The sequence below is a fragment of the Novipirellula artificiosorum genome (assembly GCF_007860135.1).
GTDB lineage: Bacteria > Planctomycetota > Planctomycetia > Pirellulales > Pirellulaceae > Novipirellula_A > Novipirellula_A artificiosorum.
Window position 1 is genome coordinate 411,628 of record NZ_SJPV01000001.1, and the last position, 20,324, is coordinate 431,951.

17 protein-coding genes are annotated in these 20,324 nt (G+C 55.9%); 9 read left to right on the top strand and 8 right to left on the bottom strand.

Translation table 11 applies throughout. The features are described 5' to 3' along the window. Positions 1–8: 8 nt before the first annotated feature. Entirely contained in the window at positions 9–797 is a 789-nt protein-coding gene (locus tag Poly41_RS01395; protein ID WP_146524136.1) for a hypothetical protein, read from the top strand. After that, complete coding sequence (locus Poly41_RS01400) at positions 797–2,026, top strand: HTTM domain-containing protein (protein ID WP_231615318.1); 1,230 nt, start codon at positions 797–799, stop codon at positions 2,024–2,026. Before Poly41_RS01395 ends, Poly41_RS01400 begins: the two co-directional genes overlap by 1 nt. A gap of 8 nt (positions 2,027–2,034) precedes the next feature. Here the strand turns inward: Poly41_RS01400 and Poly41_RS01405 are convergent, their stop codons facing one another. The 4 genes from Poly41_RS01405 to Poly41_RS01420 form a co-directional block, all read right to left on the bottom strand. Then, positions 2,035–3,783, bottom strand: coding sequence for a sodium:solute symporter (locus Poly41_RS01405; RefSeq protein WP_197230988.1), 1,749 nt, complete (start codon positions 3,781–3,783; stop codon positions 2,035–2,037). Between the two features lie 89 nt (positions 3,784–3,872). Further along, a complete protein-coding gene (gene araA / locus Poly41_RS01410) occupies positions 3,873–5,345 on the bottom strand; it encodes an L-arabinose isomerase (protein ID WP_146524137.1) in 1,473 nt (490 codons plus the stop codon). An 86-nt stretch (positions 5,346–5,431) separates the two neighbouring features. Next, the gene (locus tag Poly41_RS01415) at positions 5,432–6,127 is read right to left on the bottom strand and encodes an L-ribulose-5-phosphate 4-epimerase (RefSeq protein WP_146524138.1); all 696 of its coding nucleotides are present in this window, start codon (positions 6,125–6,127) and stop codon (positions 5,432–5,434) included. After that, the gene (locus tag Poly41_RS01420) at positions 6,127–7,836 is read right to left on the bottom strand and encodes a ribulokinase (RefSeq protein WP_146524139.1); all 1,710 of its coding nucleotides are present in this window, start codon (positions 7,834–7,836) and stop codon (positions 6,127–6,129) included. Before Poly41_RS01420 ends, Poly41_RS01415 begins: the two co-directional genes overlap by 1 nt. Positions 7,837–7,985: 149 nt before the next feature. On the opposite strand from Poly41_RS01420, the gene Poly41_RS01425 reads away from it, so the two are divergent. Beyond that, complete coding sequence (locus Poly41_RS01425; RefSeq protein ID WP_146524140.1) at positions 7,986–8,888, top strand: thiamine-phosphate kinase; 903 nt, start codon at positions 7,986–7,988, stop codon at positions 8,886–8,888. Here the strand turns inward: Poly41_RS01425 and trhO are convergent. Both trhO and tpx read right to left on the bottom strand, forming a co-directional pair. Continuing rightward, positions 8,885–9,805 carry an oxygen-dependent tRNA uridine(34) hydroxylase TrhO gene (gene trhO, locus Poly41_RS01430; protein WP_146524141.1) on the bottom strand — a complete coding sequence of 307 codons (921 nt, stop codon included), beginning with the start codon at positions 9,803–9,805 and terminating at the stop codon, positions 8,885–8,887. The two genes, Poly41_RS01425 and trhO, sit on opposite strands and share 4 nt — an antisense overlap. 7 nt (positions 9,806–9,812) lie before the next feature. Continuing rightward, complete coding sequence (gene tpx / locus Poly41_RS01435) at positions 9,813–10,328, bottom strand: thiol peroxidase (RefSeq protein WP_146524142.1); 516 nt, start codon at positions 10,326–10,328, stop codon at positions 9,813–9,815. Positions 10,329–10,454: 126 nt separating this feature from the next. On the opposite strand from tpx, the gene Poly41_RS01440 reads away from it, so the two are divergent. Together Poly41_RS01440 and Poly41_RS01445 are read left to right on the top strand one after the other, a co-directional pair. Next, a complete protein-coding gene (locus Poly41_RS01440; protein WP_197230989.1) occupies positions 10,455–12,566 on the top strand; it encodes a hypothetical protein in 2,112 nt (703 codons plus the stop codon). Between the two features lie 62 nt (positions 12,567–12,628). Next, positions 12,629–13,063, top strand: coding sequence for a hypothetical protein (locus Poly41_RS01445; protein WP_146524143.1), 435 nt, complete (start codon positions 12,629–12,631; stop codon positions 13,061–13,063). Here the strand turns inward: Poly41_RS01445 and Poly41_RS01450 are convergent. Then, positions 12,964–14,241, bottom strand: coding sequence for a M48 family metalloprotease (locus tag Poly41_RS01450; protein ID WP_146524144.1), 1,278 nt, complete (start codon positions 14,239–14,241; stop codon positions 12,964–12,966). The genes Poly41_RS01445 and Poly41_RS01450 overlap by 100 nt on opposite strands. A gap of 547 nt (positions 14,242–14,788) precedes the next feature. On the opposite strand from Poly41_RS01450, the gene Poly41_RS01455 reads away from it, so the two are divergent. Both Poly41_RS01455 and Poly41_RS01460 read left to right on the top strand, forming a co-directional pair. Further along, complete coding sequence (locus tag Poly41_RS01455) at positions 14,789–15,232, top strand: PEGA domain-containing protein (protein ID WP_146524145.1); 444 nt, start codon at positions 14,789–14,791, stop codon at positions 15,230–15,232. Positions 15,233–15,241: 9 nt separating this feature from the next. Beyond that, positions 15,242–17,704: a hypothetical protein gene (locus tag Poly41_RS01460; RefSeq protein WP_146524146.1), complete on the top strand. Its 2,463-nt coding sequence runs from the start codon at positions 15,242–15,244 to the stop codon at positions 17,702–17,704. Here the strand turns inward: Poly41_RS01460 and Poly41_RS01465 are convergent. Then, positions 17,617–17,958 (bottom strand): hypothetical protein, encoded by a 342-nt coding sequence (locus Poly41_RS01465; RefSeq protein WP_146524147.1) that lies wholly within the window; start codon positions 17,956–17,958, stop codon positions 17,617–17,619. The genes Poly41_RS01460 and Poly41_RS01465 overlap by 88 nt on opposite strands. 249 nt (positions 17,959–18,207) lie before the next feature. On the opposite strand from Poly41_RS01465, the gene cysS reads away from it, so the two are divergent. Both cysS and ruvC read left to right on the top strand, forming a co-directional pair. Beyond that, a complete protein-coding gene (gene cysS / locus Poly41_RS01470) occupies positions 18,208–19,803 on the top strand; it encodes a cysteine--tRNA ligase (RefSeq protein WP_146524148.1) in 1,596 nt (531 codons plus the stop codon). Next, on the top strand, positions 19,800–20,315 hold the full coding sequence (gene ruvC / locus Poly41_RS01475; RefSeq protein WP_197230990.1) for a crossover junction endodeoxyribonuclease RuvC: 516 nt from the start codon (positions 19,800–19,802) through the stop codon (positions 20,313–20,315). The genes cysS and ruvC overlap by 4 nt, the downstream gene beginning before the upstream one ends. Positions 20,316–20,324: the final 9 nt, after the last annotated feature.

Consider the following 20,324-nt stretch of genomic DNA (forward strand, 5'->3'; position numbering starts at 1 on the left):
CTCCACTTATGTCTGCTGTTGCCTCTGCTTCGTCACCGGGCCAGACCACCTCACCTCTTCGCGTGGTTCTTAGCCTCGTGGTGATTTTCCATTTGTTGGCGGTGGTCGTGCCACCCTTGTCCTTCCAAGCCAACGGCCGACTGGGGCGTTCGCCGTCGGTCGAGTCGCTGATGAACCTGGTCCGCGGATATGCACAATTCCTGTACCTTGATCGTGGCTATGCGTTTTTTGCGCCCGATCCCGGCCCGAGCCATTTGATTCAAGCGGCGATCAGCGACGCGCAAGGAAACATGACGGAAACCATCATCCCTCGGCTCGAAGATCAATGGCCGCGATTGCGATATCACCGTCACTTCATGCTGGCCGAGTTTCTCCACGAAATCTATCAGCCACCTGGGCCCCCTGCGGAACTGGCTGAAATCAGCCCGATCGAAGCCCGACTTTGGGAACAATCGCGATCCCGGTACGAGCATGTCCGCCGATCGATCGTCCAACATCTCGAATCCGAAAATCCAGGCCAGCGCGTCGTGATTCGAAGACTCGAACATGTGTTACCTGGATTTGTCGAAATGGCAAACGATCCGATCGAACTCAGCGACCCGCGACTCTATCGTGTGCTCGCCGATCAATCACTCCTGTCGGGGGAAACCAATGAGGCAACCGGCATGTTGCCGGAAGCGATCCCCGCGCCGAGAAACCTTGAACCGGACCCGCCCGCGAAACCAAACGACACGCAACCAGCCCCAACGAATAGCAACTCGGACTTGCTTGAATCGTCGTTGCAGGGGGAACGCTGATGACGCATCCGACACCCTCAGGTTTAGGGAACTTGATGCTTGGTTTTAGGACTTGGCTACGAGTCGGTTTCACGGCGTGGGATCGGTTTTGGTTCTCACCTCGCTACCCCCACGTCCTCGGCCTGCTTCGGATCTGCACCGGGCTGATGTTGCTGTATTCCCATTTGCTGCTCGCGACCGAATTATCCAGCTTTCTTGGCGAGGATGCCTGGATCAACAATACAACCGCCATGCAACTTCACGATGGTGCGTTCGGCGTTTCGGACATGGGGCGTAGTTACCTTTGGCATGTCAGCAACCCCTTGTTACTGTGGCTGCATCATGCGCTGACCCTGCTGGTCACCGGAGCGTTTGCTGCGGGCTTGTTGACTCGAATCACCGCTCCGGCCGCTTGGTTTTTGCAATTGATGTATTTGCATCGATTGACGGGAACCTTGTTCGGACTCGACCAGATCATCACTTATTTGACGATGTACTTAGCGCTGACACCTTCGGGCAGTTGCTTCAGCGTGGATGCGTGGCTACGCCATCGGCTTGCGGGGAAATGTTTAACCCATCGTAAGCTCGATTGGCTCTTTCCCGAAGCCGTACCGAGTCTTGCCGCCAATCTGGGGACTCGACTGTTTCAAATCCATCTTTGCGTGATTTATTTCTTCGGTGGCCTCGCAAAGGCTCGCGGTGAGCTTTGGTGGGATGGCACAGCCACTTGGTTTGCCGCTGCGAACTACGAATACCAATCGATGGACATGACATGGATCAGTCGGTACCCATGGCTCTTCTCAGCCTTGACGCACATCACGCTGTTTTGGGAGATCATGTACTTTGCGCTGGTTTGGCCGCGTTTGACTCGCCCGATCGTTCTGGCATTGGCTGTCGCCGTTCACGGTGGAATTGCGATTTGCTTGGGGATGGTCACGTTTGGCACGATGATGATCGCGGCCAATGTGATTTTCGTGGAACCGAAGTGGCTGTTGCCAAAGTCGGATGAGCGCGGACCCGATGCTTCCGGTTCACGCGACTCGAAGCCGGTCGACGCCCGTTTCCTGGCTCGCGAGCAAGATCGCCGTGAACAGCAGATCGAAGCCGAAAAGGAGAAGCTTCAGATTCGAGAAGCGAAACTGCGTGAACGCGTCGGAAAACTAAAGAAGCGAGAACGCAAGGTGCGACGCGCCGTGGAAAAACTGCGTCCCGATGAAATCGGCGACGAAGGACTCAACGAAGACGATTGAACTCGGCGTTATCCGCGGAAGTAGAGGTAGGCGACGAGAATCGCGACCAGCACCGATGACGAGGCAATCACGTCGATCTTGCTCCAACTTCCACGCGATGCGGATCGTTGATCCGCTGTCATCGTTCCAAAGGTCAAACCGCTGATCCGTTCGTAGTCAGGCTGCTTGGTTGCGTAGCTGACCACGACCATCACGATCCCGCTGACCAACAGAATCAACATGCTGTAGTATTGAAAGAACATGTTGTTCATGATCCAAAGGAACGAACCTTCGGCATAGTTAAAATCTTCAAGCAGTTTCACAGGCGTGTCGATTCCCAAACGGATCAACCCCATTGCGAAGCCGACAATGAGCGCCGCCAGACAACCGGGCCCATTGAGTCGTTTCCAGAAAATCCCCATGAAGAAGACGACGAAAATCGGCGGTGCCAGGTAAGCTTGGACGCCCTGTAAGTAATCGTAGAGGCCTCGACCGCCTTGAATCACGGGGATCCACGCCAACCCAATCAAGACCATGACGGCGGTTGCGACACGGCCAATCCAAACCAGCCGTTGTTGTGAAACGCCAGGACGCAATGCGGAGTAAAAATCCATCGTGAACAGCGTCGCCGAGGCGTTGAACACACCGGCAAGCGAACTCATTAAGGCCGCCAATAAACCCGCGACGACGATTCCACGAACTCCCGCCGGCAATACGGTTGCAACCAACAAAGGAAACGCTTTTTGTGCTTCGTCACGAATGACCTTGCCATCTTCACCGATCAGCACCTGCTGAATGCTTTCCGACGCTCCCGTCTTCGCCAGGGCAAAGCAGATCATTCCGGGGATGATAAAAATAAATACGGGAAGCAGTTTCAACATCGCGGCAAAAATCGAACCGCGGCGTGCTTCGGTCTCGCTCGGAGCCCCCAAGGTCCGCTGGACGATGTACTGGTCGGTACACCAGTACCACAGTCCAATCACGGGGGCACAGAACAACATGCTCAACCAAGGATAATTGTCGTTAAAATACCAGGCCATTCGGCCCTCTTCCTTGACCGGTGCCCACGTCGCTTCGACCCCTTCGGGAACGAGCGGCTTCCACAGGTTGAACATTTCCGATCCGCAAACCTCTCGAAGTTCCCCCCATCCTCCCAAGGCTTTCAAGCCAAAATAGGTGACGAGAATCGAACCGAGAATCAGGATCAGCGTTTGCAAGGCTTCGGTATAAGCAACCGCTCGCAAACCGCCGAGCACCGTGTAGGCTCCGGTCAGCAAGATGACCAAGATCGATCCAATCCAAAAACTATCGAGCGGTCCGAGTCGCATTTCCGGCAACAGCACCGAAAACACAATCCCGCCCGCAAAAATACCGACCGCAATTTTGGTGACGACGTAGGCAACAAGCGAAATCAGCGACAACACCCAACGGCACGACGGACTGTAACGCCGCTCCAAGAACTCGGGCATCGTGAACACTTGGGAGCGCATGTAGAACGGAACCAAGACCCAACCGAGCACCAGCAAACACCACGCATGCAGTTCGTAATGCGCCATCGCCACGCCATCGGTCGTTCCAGATCCAGCCAAGCCGACGAGGTGTTCCGAACCGATATTCGATGCAAAGATCGATGCTCCGACGACCCACCAACTGAGGTTTCGACCGGCCAAGAAGTAGTCGTCCGCGGTGTCTTGGTTCTTAGAAATCACCCACCAAGCTAAGCCGAGTAGGAGTCCAAAATACAAGGCAATCATGACCCAGTCGATCGCTTCCATCATTGTCGTGACCTGTTTGTTGGGGTGGGTTGGAGTGAACCAAACCCATGGAGAGTCTGGTTGTAGGGATGCTGGCCGACCGCGATGCCGCCCTAAGTGGTTCTCAGCTGCTGCTTGAAAGATCTTAGCCGTGTATCGGCGTCGATGAATAGACACTCGACTCCCATGATCTCAGCAAAATCTTCGAAATGTTCGCTCGTCAGCGGTTGGCTGAAGACGGTATGGTGCGGGCCACCGGCATAAATCCATGCTGCCGCCGCGGTCTTCAGATCGGGCCGCGGGTCCCACAGGGCGCTGGCCACTGGCAAGTGCGGCAGCGGGTGCTCGGGTTCGACCGCATCGACTTCATTGACAAGCATTCGGAATCGATCGCCCAGATCCAACATCGCTACATTCACCGCTGGCCCCGCCGGTGTCGTGAACACCAACCGAACCGGGTCGGCTTTACCACCGATCCCGAGCGGGTGGATTTCGCAGGACGGTTTGCCGGCTGCGATCGAAGGACAAATTTCAAGCATGTGGGCCCCGAGCACTCGATGCCCGTCAGGATGGAAGTGGTAGGTGTAGTCTTCCATGAACGAAGTTCCGCCGCTCATGCCATCCGCCATGGTTTTCGCCACGCGCACCAAGGCCGACGTCTTCCAATCACCCTCGCCACCAAAACCGTAGCCCTCCGCCATCAAGCGTTGGACCGGCAAACCAGGGAGTTGAGCGAGCCCATGCAGGTCTTCAAACGTGTCGGTAAAAGCGCAGGCACCCACACTTTCAAGAAACCGTCGCAGCCCGATCTCTACCCTGGCCGCATAGCGAAGCGAATCACGTCGGTCGCCACTCGCGTTTAGCGCCGCAGCGACCTCGTACAGAGAATCATATTGCGAGACCAAGGCATCGACATCGCTCTCTGCGACTTCGGCAATCTGCTCAACCAAGTCGCCGACGCCATAGGTGTTCACTTCGATGCCGAACTGCATTTGTGCTTCAACCTTATCGCCTTCGGTCACAGCAACTTGCCGCATGTTGTCACCAAACCGCACAACTTTCAGACTTCGCATCTCTGCCGCACCGATCGCAGCCCGAGTCCATGCCGCCAATCGGTCTCGCACTTCGCCATCTTGCCAGTGTCCTACGACAACTTTACGAGCGATCCCCATTCGTGTGCAAATGAATCCAAATTCTCGGTCTCCATGTGCCGCCTGATTGAGATTCATGAAATCCATGTCAATCGTTTCCCAAGGCAAGTCACGATTGAATTGGGTGTGCAGATGAGCCATCGGTTTGTCGAGGATCTTCAGCCCAGCAATCCACATTTTCGCCGGTGAGAACGTGTGCATCCAACAGATCAAACCGATACAGTCGGCCGAACGGTTGGCCTCTCGGCAAAGCGTCAAAATCGCATCAGGCGTCGTGACGACCGGTTTGAAGACGACCTTGACCGGCAATCGGTTTGAATCGTTCAGCCCCACAACCACTTGCCGGCTGTTGTCAGCGACTTGCTTGAGCGTTTCTTCGCCATAGAGGTGTTGGCTGCCGGTGACAAACCAAATTTCTTTCGTTTTAAAATCCATGGTCTTCCCTTTCGCGTTGATCAAAGCGTCTCGGAACTCGCGCAGAGTTCCGATAGGTATGCGTGTGAAACCGTCTTAGACTTCAGCTAGGCTTTCTTCTGTCCGTAGTAAGCACCGGGACCATGCTTGCGTTGGTAGTGTTTTTCGAGCACATAGGACTCAAGCTCGATTGCTTGGGCGTTGATCTGAGTGGTCCCCAACGCCATTTGAGCAACTGCTTCAAGGGCGACTGCATTTTCAACCGACTTCCTGGCATTGGATCCCCACGTAAAGGGTCCGTGCCCCGCGACCAAAACCGCTGGCGTCGAGTTCGGGTCCAAATCGGCGAATCGATCCAGGATCACCTTCGCCGTATTGACCTCGTAATCCTCTTCGACTTCCACGGACGTCAACGGCCGAGTCACAGGGACAGGTCCGTAGAAGTGATCGGCATGCGTCGTCCCAAAACAAGGAATCTCGCAGCGTGCTTGGGCAAACATCACCGCATGAGAACTGTGCGTGTGCGTGATGCCACCGATATCCTTGAATTGCCGATAAAGCAACAGGTGCGTGGCAGTGTCCGTCGAAGGATTGTAGTCGCCTTCGATCACGTTCCCTTCGAGGTCGACCACGACCATGTAGGAAGGTTCCATTTCATCGTAGGCCACTCCACTTGGCTTGATCACGACCCGCTGCTTATCCCGGTCGATCCCGCTGACGTTGCCCCAAGTCAGTGTCACAAGTCCCTGTTGGACCAGCTCCAAGTTCGCCACGAAGACTTGCTCTTTTAGTTTTTCAAGCATCAACCGCTCTCCTTTGCAACACGCGTCCGAATGGCGATCAAATCTTTCATCACGTTGCTAAGCTTCGCGTCCGAAGTGGACGTGCCGAAGGCATCGTGAAGCTGCATGTAGAGCTTGTATAGTTCGGCATATGTTTTCACCGCCGCTTTGCGAGGGCGATAAATCGTCGTCTTCGTTCCTGTCATCTTCTTCTGCGCTGCAGGAGCATTCTTGTAGGCTCCGCCGACCACAGCGCCAAAAATGGCGGCACCCAAAGCACACGTTTGAGCCGAGCGACTGATCTTCATGGGGCGATTACAAACATCGGCGTAGATCTGCATCACCATCGGATTCTTTTCCGCGATCCCGCCGCAATTGACCACCTCTTTGACTTCGACACCATACTCTTCAAAGCGATTGATGATCGCAAGTGCGCCGAACGCCGTCGCTTCGACCAACGCGCGATAAATCTCCGCTGCGGTGGTGTGTAGCGTTTGCCCGATTAGCATGCCTGACAACAAGGGATCGACCAAAACCGTTCGATTGCCATTGTTCCAATCGAGCGCCAACAGACCACTTTCGCCTGGCTTCAGCTCCTCAGCCGCGGCCGTCAAGGCGACGTGCGCGTCACCGTCCGCAGCATACTTCGCCGGGACCAATTGCTTGACAAACCAATTAAAGATGTCGCCCACTGCCGATTGACCTGCTTCAAGGCCGTACATGCCCGGAATCACGGAGCCAGGAACGATGCCGCAGACTCCAGGGATATCGGCAAGGGGTTGATCGAGCGGCCAAACGGTAACGTCGCACGTGCTGGTGCCCATGATTTTCACCAACGTTCCCGGCTTTACGCCGGCACCGACCGCACCCATGTGCGCATCGAACGCGCCGACGGCAACGGGGACTCCAGCCGACAGGCCAACTTTCTTGGCGATCTGCTCGGTAAGTCCCCCGACGGTTTCGTCACACGTCGAGGAGTTCGCCGTGTAATGCTCGGCGACCTTTGGCAGATCGGCATCGAGTTTCTTGAGAAACGCATTTTTGGGGAGCCCCCCCCAATCATCGTGGAACATTGCCTTGTGACCGGCAGCACAAATGCCGCGAGGCATCGTGTCGGGATTCATGTTGCCCGTTATGTAACCAGGCACAAAGTCGGCAAGTTCCACCCATGCGTACGCGGCATCGAACACCTCGGGTGATGAACGCTTGCAATGCAAAACTTTGGCCCAGTACCATTCACTCGAATAGATGCCACCACATTTCGTCAAATAGCCGTCCTTCGATCGTTCGGCCTTCGCCGTAATCTCGGCCGCCTCCGCCGCGGAGGTGTGGTCTTTCCATAGCCAAGCCTGAGCCGCAAGGTTTTTCTTGTACTTGCCAGACATGGCCAACGGCATGCCGGTCTTGTCCACCGGGATTGGCGTCGAGCCGGTGGTGTCGATCCCGATGCCGACCACGTTCTCTGCCCGGAATCCACTTTGTTTTTGTTTCTTTGCCATCCGAATCGCGCCCGTCACCGACGCTTCGAACCCATCGATGTAGTCCGCGGGGTTCTGCCTTGCCAAATGCGGATCTTTGCGGTCGAGCAGTATCCCTTGGTCGCCGCTTGGGTATTCATACACGCTTGACGCGATCTCGGTTCCGTCGGCGACGTCGACAACGAGCGCCCGCACGCTGTTGGTTCCGTAGTCAACGCCGATCGCAAATTGCTTTTCAACCGATTTACTCATGCTCGTGATTGTCCTTTATGACAGGCGGGAAAAGGGGCAGAAGCAGCAGTCAGAGAACAAGTTAATGCCACCGCATCGCCTTCACAAGTCAACGCATGCGTAATAAAATATCAGGATTGCGCACCACGATACCGAAAAGCTCAACATCCATGGAACAATCCTTTCTCGCGTACCTACGTGGTCGCTGTCGTTCGTTACCTCAGGTTGCTGTTGGAATCGGTGACGACGCTGCGGTCATCACGCCGGATTCCGGGGCCTTGATCGCCTGTACCGATCAGATCATCGATGGTGTCGACTTTGTTTCGGCCGAGCATGCGCTCGCCGACGCAGGCTACAAAGCGATGGCGATCAATCTGAGTGACATCGCAGCGATGGGCGCTGTTGCAAGATCGGCCCTGGTGACCTTGGCACTGCCGAAACAAAAGGCAACGCAAATCGCAGGTCAGGTCTATGAAGGGATTCTTGAAGCGGCTGAAGAGTTCCAGGTGGCGATCGCGGGTGGTGACTTGTCGACCTATGATGGCCCCTTGTCGATCACCATCACGTTACTTGGGCATGTTCCCGTTGGATCGGCTTGGCTTCGCAGTGGCGCCAAAGAACAAGACGCGGTGCTGGTGACCGGCAATGTCGGAGGTAGCATCCTGGGTCGCCATTTGCGGCCGGTCCCACGCGTCGCGTTGGCGGCAGAACTGCGAGAACTCGTCGAGGTGCATGCAGCGATCGACATCAGCGACGGATTGTCGTTGGATCTCGACCGACTCTGCGCCGCCAGCGGGGTGGGGATTGAATTTGATACCGCATCAATCCCGATTCATGATGACGCGATACTGCTTGCCGAGCAAACCGGCCGCAGCCCCTTCGAACACGCATGGAGCGACGGCGAAGATTTTGAGTTGATCTTGACGATGAGTCAAGCCGATGCCGACCTTGCCCTGCAAAGCAGTTGCGGTTACGAGTTGACTCAGATTGGAAAAACGATCGGACGCACCGGATTGTGGAAACGAGAGGGCACCAAACTGGTTCGCTTATCGCCTCAAGGCTACATGCATTAGGGCGTTACTTCGTCTTCCCGATTCTGCAATTCCCATTGTCGCTGCCGCTCTGCAAACCGTTTCTTTTGCTCGTCCGTCAATTCGTTCACGCAACGAGGACAGTGGACGCCGGGGCGAAAATCGGTGTGCTGTTGGGCTTCGCGATCGACCGGCCACCCACATCCGAAACAGAGAACGTGGTCAGCCACTTCTAAACCGTGCGTGACAGCAACACGCTGGTCGAACACGAAGCAGTCGCCGTTCCATTTGGATGCCTGTTTGGGAATCTTCTCTAAGTATTTCAGGATTCCACCACGAAGATGGTAAACCTTTTGGAAGCCGCGCTGCTTGAGCAGCGCTGTGGACTTTTCGCAGCGGATGCCTCCGGTGCAAAACATCGCGACCTTTGCGTGCTTCGACGGGTCCAAGTGCTCGTCAACAAATCGAGGAAACTCACGAAACGAGCCGGTTTGCGGATTAGTTGCTCCAGAAAAGGTTCCGATCGCGACTTCGTAATCATTGCGAGTATCGATCAGCACCACCTCGGGATCGTCGATCAGTTCGTTCCAATCTTCGGCGTCCACGTAGGTTCCAACGGAATCATTGGGATCAATCCCCTCGACACCAAGCGTGACGATTTCTTTCTTCAATCGCACGCGCGAACGACGGAAAGGAATCTCGTCGCAGAAGGACTGTTTGATATCGACGTCGGCCAAGCGTGGATCGCTGCGTAGAAAACCGATGAATGCCTCCATCCCCTCTGGCGACCCCGCCACCGTCCCGTTGATCCCCTCGATCGCCAATAGCAACGTCCCGCGAACACGCGCAGCCACCATCTGCTCAAGGAGAGGCTCCCTGAGCTGTACAAAATCGGGCAATCGAACAAAACGGTAAAGCGCCGCGACCACGATCGCGGCGGGATCCTTGGCTTCGGGCATGGGGCCTCTACACGAGCATCCGCAACGCAGCCATCGCAGCCGCATAATCGGGTTCGTTCGTAACTTCAGGCACAATTTCCTTGTAAGCCACGTTGCCTTCGGCATCCAGCACAAGCACCGCTCGGGTCAATAGCTTCAGCTCTTCGATGGTCAAACCATAGTCTTTGCCAAAGGCGTGGGTTTGGTAATCGCTGGCCGTCCGCATGTCGACGTCCTCGGCACCACAGAAACGAGCTTGCGCGAACGGTAAATCGCGACTCACCGTGACGGCATTGACTTGATCACCGAGTGATCCAAGTTCCTCGTTGAACCGTTTCGTCTGAATCGCACACACACCCGTGTCCAAACTGGGCACCACGCTGACGATCGAGGGCTTGCCCTTCAATTGGTCGAGCGTCAACGTTTGAATCCCGTTTTCAGCGTAATGAAGCGTGAAGGGAGGGGCCTTGGAACCGACCGCTAAATCGTCTCCCTCCAAGGTCATTGGATTTCCCTTGAACGTAATCACTCCGGATCGTCCCATGGTCGCGTCTCCTGGCAAAATGGTTTATAAAAGTGAGTCTCACCCGGTCATTATGGTAGTGACCAGACAACTCGTGAATGGGTGGCTCCTTTTGGGGGCAACCAACCCGCCTTAATCAAAAATCGAATGAAATTCTCAATCGTTCGGACGTTTCGGTGCCGCGCGGCGGTGGTTCTTTCGCTGCTGCTGCTTTCCGCCCACGGGGTGCATGCCGCGGAAAGTCGGTTTGCTCATTCCGACTCCGACACACGGATGCTGCACCATATCGACCTGTACGATGCAGGCAACAGCAAAATCACACCCGATTCCGACAAGCCCTATTCGCCCTTGATGACATGCGGTCGCTGCCATGACTACGAGGCGATCTCGCATGGATGGCACTTCAATGCCTTCTTAGGCGATTCGCCAGACGGCCGTCGCGGGGAACCTTGGATTTGGACCGAGACACGTTCGGGGACCCAGTTGCCACTCTCTTATCGTGACTGGAAAGGCCTCTTTGATCCCGGCGATCTGGGGGTTTCCCCGTGGGACATGACGCACCAATTCGGTGGCCGAATCCCCGGAGGTGGCGTTGCGGCTGGCAAATCCGTCACGGAATCGACCGCTTCAGAGGAACCCGCCTTGCCGGACGAGGCAGCCGAATCCGATGCCGAACCAGCGAGCGCAGACCGCTGGCCATTGAGCGGCGTGCTCGAAGTCGATTGCATGATCTGCCATGCCAGCCCCAGCGTGTACGACTTCAACGCACGAAGGGATGAGATCGAAGATGAGAATTTTGCCTGGGCTGCGACCGCGGGAATGCGACTCGGTGAGGTGGATGGCAGCGTCTCGCGGATCAAAGACGGCTCGGACCCAGCCGACGAATCGGTCCAAAGCAAGCTCCCCAAAGTGACGTACGACGCTCGGAAATTCTCGCCCGATGGCACCGTGTTCATGGATTTGATCCGCAAGCCGTCGAACAATGCGTGTTATCAATGCCACAGCCAACGAACGGTTGATGAGCACGGAATCGAATCTCGCTGGGTTCACGATCAAGATGTCCATCTGCAATCGGGTATGCAGTGCACCGATTGCCATCGCAATGGAATTGACCATGCGATTGTGAGAGGATTCGAAGGGGAAAGCGAACAATCCGCTGACCCTGAAATGCACATCGTGATGGACACGTTGACCTGTGCCGGGTGCCACTTGGGTCCAGACCACGACGATGAGTCGGTGTCGCTGATCGATACGGAGATCGCTGCTCGGAGTGGTCGCTTGGGTTCGCCGATGCCGTTGCATGAAGGTTTGCCGCCGGTTCACTTTGAAAAGCTTTCCTGCACCGCATGCCATTCGGGGCCGATCCCAACGGACGAAGCTAAGCGGATCATGACGAGCTTTGCGCACGGGCTTGGATCGAAAGATCATCGCACGGGTCAAGAGTTACCCGCCATGGTTGCCCCGGTGTTCGCACAAGGTGAAGATGGCAAGATCTCACCCCACCGAGCCATCTGGCCAGCCTTTTGGGGAACGCTCGCCGAAGGTCAGCTGACCCCTGTCGATCCAGCCAAAGTGTACGACATGACTCGCAAAACACTTCGTGTGCGTCGTGGCTTCGTCGAAGAAATTGTGTTGCCCGAACTGAGCAGCAGCGAACGCAAAGAGGTCCTTGGCGAAGAACGAGCCAAAGTGGACGCAACCGAGTTGACGGACGAAGAAAACGAGAAGCTCGCGTCAGCTCAAAAGAAACTTGGCGAAACCACGTTCAATGAGAAGGTTGCTGCGGCGTTGGAAAGCATCGAAGCGGAACTGGGCATCGAGACCGCCGTGTATGTTTCCAGCGGCTTCGTTTATCAAGCCAGTGAGGACGGCAAGTCGATCGTTAAGCTTGCGGACGATGCGATCAAGAACCGTGAAGCGGTCGAGATGGTTTCTTGGCCACTCGCTCATAACGTTCGGCCGGCCGGTTGGTCGCTCGGTGTTGGTGGCTGTTTGGAATGCCATTCGGAAGGTTCCGCCATCTTTGATTCGACCGTCCAATCCGTGGGTCCCGGACCTGACCAATTGGCCGCAGTCCGCATGTCCGAGGTCCGTGGAACCAACCCGAACCAAGTGCTGCTGTGGAACCAGTTGTTTGGGGGTCGCAAGTTATTCAAGTTCATCATCGCCGCATCGATTGGCGTGTTGTCGATCAGTTTGTTGATTGGCATTGGTGCACTTGCGTCGCGACTGTTTAGTCGTAACCAAACCATCGTCTAGAATGCTTTTCAACCGGTTGCGTCGTTCCGCCAATATGGGTCTGTTTTTTAGCGAAGGATACCATGATCAAACTAATCGAACGACTTTGTCTTGTGGGGCTGATCGCCAGCGTCGTAATCTTGACGTTGACGGCGTTACCTTCACTGGGCGGTTCGCATCTGGGCGGCAATGTTTTATTGGTTCACATGATGAGCAGCGGCGTGCTTGTCTTTGTCTTGCCCATGATCGCCGTCCTTTGGTTGGCCCGCGGACGAGCCATCGGCCCTGCGAGGACCGTCGAAACCGTCGGCTTTTGGGCGATGATCTTGATGGGACTGGTCACGATCGCATCGGTGTTCATCATCATGCTGCCGATCACGTCCACCGAGACCATGCACCAATTGGTCAACGTTCACCGCTACGCTGGATTCGCGACCGTGCCTGCAGTCGTGTTGTTTGTGGCTGGCGTTTTGCGATATCGACGCATGCACTCGATTCGGTCCACGACGCCGGGGTGAAGCCAGGTCCGACGGCGAGTTTCAGGATGGCCTTCGGTCACGCGAAGCAGTGCCGCCGATAGCGCTGCGGCGGCTGACGCATAAGTGGTGGGAACCTCCTCAACGTCGCCAGAAATCTTTTCCGCCAACCGGCAGGCTTGAACATCCGCGTCGAATTCGGTTCGGTAGGCAACCCACCGTAAAATCAGCATGGTGAGGACAATCCCCGCAAGGCTGCCAGCAGCCATCGCATAGGGTGCATCACCTGCGATTCGCGTGATCAGCGTGCCGATCCCCCAAGCAGGCAGAATCGACAACATCCGTAGTGGCATGTGGCGACGTCGCAAATGCGCCGCCTCATGGAGCACCACCATGGCAATTTGATCGCGAGGCAGTTCATCCATCAACCGATCGGACAACAACAAAGTTCGAATCGGCGGTACAAAACCTGTAATCAGCGCGTTGAAGGTCGCACCGCCGGTTTGCCAGCGGACGATTCTTATTCGCTGCAGCCTGGCGGCAAACAGTAGCGACCGAACCCAAGCCTCCGTGGTATCGTCAAGCCGGGACGTCTTGAACAAGCGCGACACCAACCATGGCAACCCAGCACAAACGAACAGCAGCGAAACAACCACCATCAACAAGCCAGCTTGAATTTCCGTAAGGGGCAACCGCGAAACTCCATCCGCTAAACCGAGCAAAATCATGATCGGAATCACCAACCAAGCCATGCTGCTGCGGAACGACCGGACCACCGAACCGATGTGCTCTTTGAGCCCACACTCCGCATAGTCCATCAACACACCGTAACGATGTTCGGCCGACCAACTGGCCGAAACCAACATCACGGCGGGAAGCAGCAACACCAGAGACTGTAGAAACAACGACCCCTCAAGCACGGCGATTCCGTCGAGGCCCCGAGCGATGCCAAACCCACCCAAACACATTACCACCACACCGAGGGCAAGCCAGCGAAAAATATCAAGCTGCTTTTCGAGTAAGCGGGCACCGACAAGAGGGTCGATTCGGTCTGCCTGGACCTGGCGGGCCGTCGTTCGAGCGGCGAGATGGCATAGAATCCACCAAGCAGCGATCATCCCCATCGTGGCAGGAATCGCCCGAGAGTAATCCACCGTCGCTGGTGGAAGTGATCCACAACTGAGCGAGATCACGACCAGCAAGAAGGATTGAAGATGCATGCGAGACCTTTGGCAAAAACCGCTGACGTCCGCCTACGTACGGGGCGGATCCCTCAGTGTAGCATCCGATTGGATCCGATCGGTCTTTGTTTGCTGACAACTCGCCCCGCGGCGGATCCGAGGCAACGGATGCTACGGTTCTGACGATTTTCGGGACTGCTGGCCTGCAATTCGTCCTTTGCTCCACCTTCCTTTTGGGGGCTCGTTCTGCGTTACATCTAGGAATGAGGGTTACCGGTAGTGGATCTTGGCAAAGATCCCCGTGTCTTAGGATCTTTAACAAGATCCACTACCCTAAGATTTAGCGGTGGCAAAGCACTCCAGTGCCTTTCCGCGGCAACACTTCGGGGGTGTCGCGGCCTAAAGTCGTCTGCTTGAGCACGGTGGGGCGTGCTTTTTCGGAAGTAATGCAGGCCTGCGAAAGGGCAAAAATGCTCTAGCGATCCGTCGGCAAAAATTGGTACCACACGTCCTCTCGACGCCGTTTACCATCCCAGGGAACAAGAAAAGCTTGCAATCCAAAGCACTGCACGAACGATCAGCCGAAATGACGATTCCCTCGCATACCCGATGGTTTCGTTCTCTTGCGGTATGGATCGTCGTCGTGGGCATCCTGAGCAGCTCGGGGTGCGTGCGGCGACGCATGACCGTTCGCACCAGCCCCCCCGGAGCGACGATTTCCGTGGATAATCAGGTGATTGGCACGAGTCCAGCCGCCACCAGTTTCGTTTATTATGGTGCACGCGACATCCGGGTCGAAAAGGATGGCTATCGCACCGAAACCATTCGCCGTCGGCTCAATCCACCTTGGTACGAGTGGCCGGTCCTCGATTTTGTTTCCGAAACACTCTGGCCAGGCGAACTTCGCGACGAACGAATCATAGATGTCCAATTGGTGCCCAAAACGCTCGAACCGACACCGAACGTACTTGAGCGCGCCGATGCGCTGCGGACTCAGTCGCAAACCGGAATCGTCACCGGCCCTCGTTAGGGCTGATTCATGAACTGGCGATGTCGCGTCGACCACGGAGTCGGGCCCGCCGTCGCCTTGTTGTTGTTTGCAACCGCGCTGCTCGGAGTGGATCGCTTAGCGTTCCGGGATGTCAGCCATTTCTATACGCCGCTCTACGACTACGTGGCCGAGCGTACGGGGCTCGATTGGATACCACTATGGAATCCACTTGATCAAACCGGAATCCCGTTGATGGGGGAAACCACGACCGCGGTTCTCTACCCGGTACGTTGGTTGGTCTTTGCCTTGCCGCTGCCGACGGAGGTTGCTCTGAGCTGGTACGTCGTCGTTCACCTTGGACTTGCCGTATTAGCTGCGCGCTATGCCGCCGGGCGCTGTGGCGTCACATCGACGTCCGCATCCTTAGCGGGGATTCTGTATGCGTTCTGTGGCAGCGTTTTGTATCTCTACACCAACCCACCCTTTCTTGTCGGTGCCGCTTGGGCCCCGGTGGTGCTCTCGACACTGGTGGTGGGCGGATACGACAGCATGCGCAAGCGTGTCCGCATCGCGAGTGTGGCGATGGCGATGATGATCCTTGGTGGCGATCCCCAAACGGCCCTGCATGTTGTGATCACCGCTACCATCGTTGGGGCCGCACGATGGTCTGCAAAACGGACGCTCTGCAACTTTCGCTTGCTGGTGTTACCGATTTTTCTTAGCTGCGTTGTCGCGGCAACCCTTTCGTTTCCTCAAATCGCAGCCTCCCTCTCTTGGAGCCGTCAAAGCCAGCGAGTCGTCGACGACGACACGGGCCACTGGCTTGCTCCACCCGCTGTCGATTCTCGACGCGAACGAGCGTATCGTTTTTCTCTTCCGCCCTGGCACGTGCTAGAACTACTGACGCCCAATGCCTTTGGATCCATGCTGCCACAGAACCACCGACTCAGCACGCTGATTCCCGGTGACGGCCGAACCTGGACCCCTTCGATCTACATGAGCATGCTGGTGGTGATCGCGGCGATCAGTCGGATGTTATCGCGACGAAAGCCTCAAATCGATTTGTGGACGGGAATCGCGTTTGGCGCTTGCGCTGTCTCGATGGGGCATTTTGGAGTGGTTTGGATCCTCCAAAACATGACGGGAAAAATGATGCATGTCGACAGTGCGGCGGGAGGGTTGTATTGGTGGCTCTATCACTTCTTCCCTGGCTACGATTCGCTAAGGTATCCCGCCAAATGGTTGCCGATCATGGCGATCGCGATTTCGATGCTCACCGCTCGATGGGTCGATGCGTTACAACGGACGGATTGGAAATCGATTCGCAACTCGATGGTGGCGGTTGCCGTTGGACTCGGAATGGGGCTCGCAGCGATCATGGTGCTGCGAATCCGTCCTTCGCTGATCACGTCGCATCTGGCCTCGCTGCCGGCGGACGCTTTCTGGGGGCCACTGGACATCGACGCGGGACTGGCGGACGTCAGCCGCTCGCTAAGCCATTCGCTGTTTTTCCTCGGCTGCATCGCTGCCGTATTTTACGTTTGGTCGAAAGAACGATGGAATCGTCGTCAGTTGATTTTCGGTTTGACCGTCATCATCGCGGTCGACTTAGGAGTATTCGGCAGCAGCATCATCGCGAAAGTCAATCGAAGCGAAGAGTCCCTGTTGCTCACCGGTTCGAAGCCGGAGATTCCGGCGAGGACGTTTGCCATGCGAACACGCTCCGCAGCAGGGTGGCCGCGTCATTGGCGTGACACTCCTAGCGAAGATCGGCTGCTCGAAGTCGAAGCCAGCATGCGGGCAGCATCCTTTGGACGCTGGCACTTGGTGGATCGACAACCGGTCTTCAACAACATGACCTCGATTCGCAGCGTCTCGATGGCCCTGTTCTGGAAAGCAGCGAGCAACGTGACCGAGTCGATGAACTCACTTGAACGCGAACAGTTTTGGAACGCTGTGCGAAACTGGTTGCGGATCAACCGTATCATTCATGTTGCGGATGACGACGTTCAGATAGCACGAGATGGCAAAGCGTACTCGATGACCCGTGTGAGCGACTCGGTCAAGCCGCAGCAACGACCATGGACTCCATTTCAATGGTCACCCAGTCGACGGACGCTCAGCGAACGAAACACAACGCTGCAAGATTTCGAATCGTTGCTGCGTTCACTTGTCAGTCAAAACGATGGCCCGCTGCCCGAGACAATCATTGACGTACGGGTCAGCGAACCGGATCGGGCCAGCGTGTTCGTTAGCTGTGACCAAGCTTGCTTGTTGCAGCGGAGCGTCTACCAAGATGGCAACTGGACCGCGACATTGACGAAGCCCGAAGGGGGGCCGTCGAAACGAGTGATCGTCGAGAAGATCGATTTCCTAAAACAAGGGGTCGAGATCCCGCCGGGGCGATGGCTCGTCATGTTCCGCTACTCGCCGTGGTGGCTCTGGCCCTCGGTATCGATTGCACTCGCCGGCTGGTTTGCAATCGCATGCCAACGCTGGGCCCGCTTCTGAGCTAACTGAAATATTGCGTATCCTATGGCGAGCACCGCGATCCAGAAGATCCCGTTGATCGCGATCGTCGCAATCGCGGACCCCATCGAGTCGACATGCGTCGCCACGATATAAACGAGGAAAGCCATCCCGAGCAATGACCACAGCATGACGGCAACGCCGATCGCCATTTGGACAAAGTTCAATGCCGTGCGAAACATCCCAACCCCTGCCGGGACGCTTGCGCCGGTCACTGCATAAGGATTCGGTGACATCGGAATCGTTGTTTTGGGGAAAGGGAACGAAAAGGGGCCCCTCGAATGAACCCAAGGCCGAGCCCACGTCGGCTCGCAGTATGTCTCGAACCCGAATTATTCACGGATCCCGCTGGAGTTCAAGCTTTCGCGACCAAACACCCGTTTTGGGGCCGTTTCCAAAACACCCTCTCCCTAAACGCATTCTCTCCCTATAATCCGGCTTTGGTTCACCGTTCGCCCCCTTAGCCACTTTCCCAAAACCACTCGATGAGCACTGCCACCGCGTCTTCTTCCGTTTCAGCGAATGCTGGCATTAAAGCCCCGATCCGAATTTACAACACGCTGAGCAAGACAAAAGAGGTATTTCAGCCCCTTCATTCGCCCAAAGTGGGCATCTATTTGTGCGGCCCCACGGTTTATGCCGAATCACACATTGGCCACATGGTTGGTCCGGTCATTTTCGATACGGTCAAACGGTACCTGCGATACTGTGGCTACGAGGTGTCGTTAGTCATCAACATCACCGACGTTGACGACAAATTGATCGCAAAAAGTCGTGAGCGGGGGATCCCGATCAGCCAAATTGCCTGCGAGATGACCGCTGACTACTTGTCGAACTTGAAGGAACTGGGAGTCAACCAGATCGATCACTTGCCTCGAGCGACCGATCACATGCCCCAGATCATTCATTTCATCGAAACGCTGATCGAAAAGGGGTATGCCTACGAAGTCGACGGCGACGTCTTTTTTGACGTCATCAAAGATCCAAACTACGGCCAGCTCTCCAACCGCAGCATCGATGCTCAGCAAGGCGAAGGTGGCGAAGCGGCAGCCAAGAAAAAATCGTCTGGCGACTTTGCCCTGTGGAAAAACGCTCGAGCCGGAGAAATCGCTTGGGAAAGCCCTTGGGGCCAAGGTCGCCCTGGATGGCACATTGAATGTTCTGCGATGAGTCACGAGATTCTTGGCGATACGTTCGACATTCACGGCGGTGGACTCGATTTGATGTTTCCGCATCACGAAAACGAACGGGCCCAAAGCAGTTGTTGCCACGGTGCGCCAATGGTCAAATATTGGATGCACAATGGACTGATGCGTGCAGGTGAAAAGGGGAAAGTCGGTGGCAAGAGTGACCGAGAAGCCTCGGTTGACGAGGCGGGCGAAGGCAAGATCAGCCGCAGCAAGGGCGCCGGTGGTTTGGCCGAATTGATTCGTCGGCATACGGGCGAGCGCATTCGGTTCTTTTTGCTTCGGACCCATTATCGATCGACCATCGTTTACGGCGAAGACGGTCTGCAAGAAGCCGGGACGTCACTCGAGGCGTTTTACCGATTTTTTGAGCGTTTCACCGAAATCACGGGTGAATCGTTTTACGATTTGCAACCTGCAAAGAATCGTGTCGACGGCGAATTTGATCCCAAAAAAGACTCGCTCTTGATCGACATTCATGGTGTTCGCGAGCGATTTCTTGCTGCGATGGACGATGACTTCAACACCGGTGCAGCGATTAGTACGCTGTTTGATTCGTTGCGTCTGCTCAATCGCTTTATCGACGAAAAGAAGCTCAACGCCAACAGCGACAAGCAATGCCCCGAAGTCGCGTCCCTTGCGAAAGCCGGCACCGTGATCCGCGAATTGACCAGCGTCTTAGGGATCTTCGTCAAGGCGGCGCCCAAAACGAGCGATGACGATGGTGACGCGGCACTGCTCGATGAAGTCGTCCAATTGCTGATCCATCTACGTAAAGAGGCGCGTGAACGAAAGGATTACGCTACCGGCGACGCCATCCGTGATCGACTCAGTGCTCTTGGGATCGCTCTGCTCGACAAGAAGGAAGGCACCGCTTGGGAACGTAGCTCGTGAGTGCGATCCGCATTCTCGGGATCGACCCTGGATTGAACACAACCGGATATGGCGTGATCGAGATCCAGGGGCCGCTGATCAAACTGTGCGAAGCGGGAATCGTCCGCAGTCGGGCAAAGCAATCGATCGAGAAGCGGTTGTTGGAGATTCATAGCGGCGTCAAGGAAGTGATCGCTGCATTTGAACCCCAACGAATGGCTCTGGAACAGTTATTTTCCCACTATTCGCGGCCACGAACCGCGATTTTGATGGGGCATGCCCGCGGCGTGATCTGTTTGGCCGCAGGTGAGGCGGGGATTCCCGTCGCTCATTACGAACCGACGCGTGTTAAAAAGGTGCTGACCGGAAATGGTCACGCACCGAAGCACCAGATGCAACAAGCTGTAAAACTGCAGCTTTCACTCGCCACGTTTCCTGAGCCCGCGGACGTGGCCGATGCCTTGGCGATTGCGTTGTGCAGCCACCACATCGGTGACAACACACCCCTCGAAGAACTTTTAGAAAACCGTTAGTGCTATGTC

Excerpts from the sequence above, each read along its gene's own strand:
- Poly41_RS01395 (WP_146524136.1), top strand. The coding sequence starts at position 9 with ATGTCTGCTGTTGCCTCTGCTTCGTCACCGGGCCAGACCACCTCACCT.
- Poly41_RS01400 (WP_231615318.1), top strand. The coding sequence starts at position 797 with ATGACGCATCCGACACCCTCAGGTTTAGGGAACTTGATGCTTGGTTTT.
- Poly41_RS01405 (WP_197230988.1), bottom strand. The coding sequence starts at position 3,783 with ATGATGGAAGCGATCGACTGGGTCATGATTGCCTTGTATTTTGGACTC.
- araA (WP_146524137.1), bottom strand. The coding sequence starts at position 5,345 with ATGGATTTTAAAACGAAAGAAATTTGGTTTGTCACCGGCAGCCAACAC.
- Poly41_RS01415 (WP_146524138.1), bottom strand. The coding sequence starts at position 6,127 with ATGCTTGAAAAACTAAAAGAGCAAGTCTTCGTGGCGAACTTGGAGCTG.
- Poly41_RS01420 (WP_146524139.1), bottom strand. The coding sequence starts at position 7,836 with ATGAGTAAATCGGTTGAAAAGCAATTTGCGATCGGCGTTGACTACGGA.
- Poly41_RS01425 (WP_146524140.1), top strand. The coding sequence starts at position 7,986 with ATGGAACAATCCTTTCTCGCGTACCTACGTGGTCGCTGTCGTTCGTTA.
- trhO (WP_146524141.1), bottom strand. The coding sequence starts at position 9,805 with ATGCCCGAAGCCAAGGATCCCGCCGCGATCGTGGTCGCGGCGCTTTAC.
- tpx (WP_146524142.1), bottom strand. The coding sequence starts at position 10,328 with ATGGGACGATCCGGAGTGATTACGTTCAAGGGAAATCCAATGACCTTG.
- Poly41_RS01440 (WP_197230989.1), top strand. The coding sequence starts at position 10,455 with ATGAAATTCTCAATCGTTCGGACGTTTCGGTGCCGCGCGGCGGTGGTT.
- Poly41_RS01445 (WP_146524143.1), top strand. The coding sequence starts at position 12,629 with ATGATCAAACTAATCGAACGACTTTGTCTTGTGGGGCTGATCGCCAGC.
- Poly41_RS01450 (WP_146524144.1), bottom strand. The coding sequence starts at position 14,241 with ATGCATCTTCAATCCTTCTTGCTGGTCGTGATCTCGCTCAGTTGTGGA.
- Poly41_RS01455 (WP_146524145.1), top strand. The coding sequence starts at position 14,789 with ATGACGATTCCCTCGCATACCCGATGGTTTCGTTCTCTTGCGGTATGG.
- Poly41_RS01460 (WP_146524146.1), top strand. The coding sequence starts at position 15,242 with ATGAACTGGCGATGTCGCGTCGACCACGGAGTCGGGCCCGCCGTCGCC.
- Poly41_RS01465 (WP_146524147.1), bottom strand. The coding sequence starts at position 17,958 with ATGTCACCGAATCCTTATGCAGTGACCGGCGCAAGCGTCCCGGCAGGG.
- cysS (WP_146524148.1), top strand. The coding sequence starts at position 18,208 with ATGAGCACTGCCACCGCGTCTTCTTCCGTTTCAGCGAATGCTGGCATT.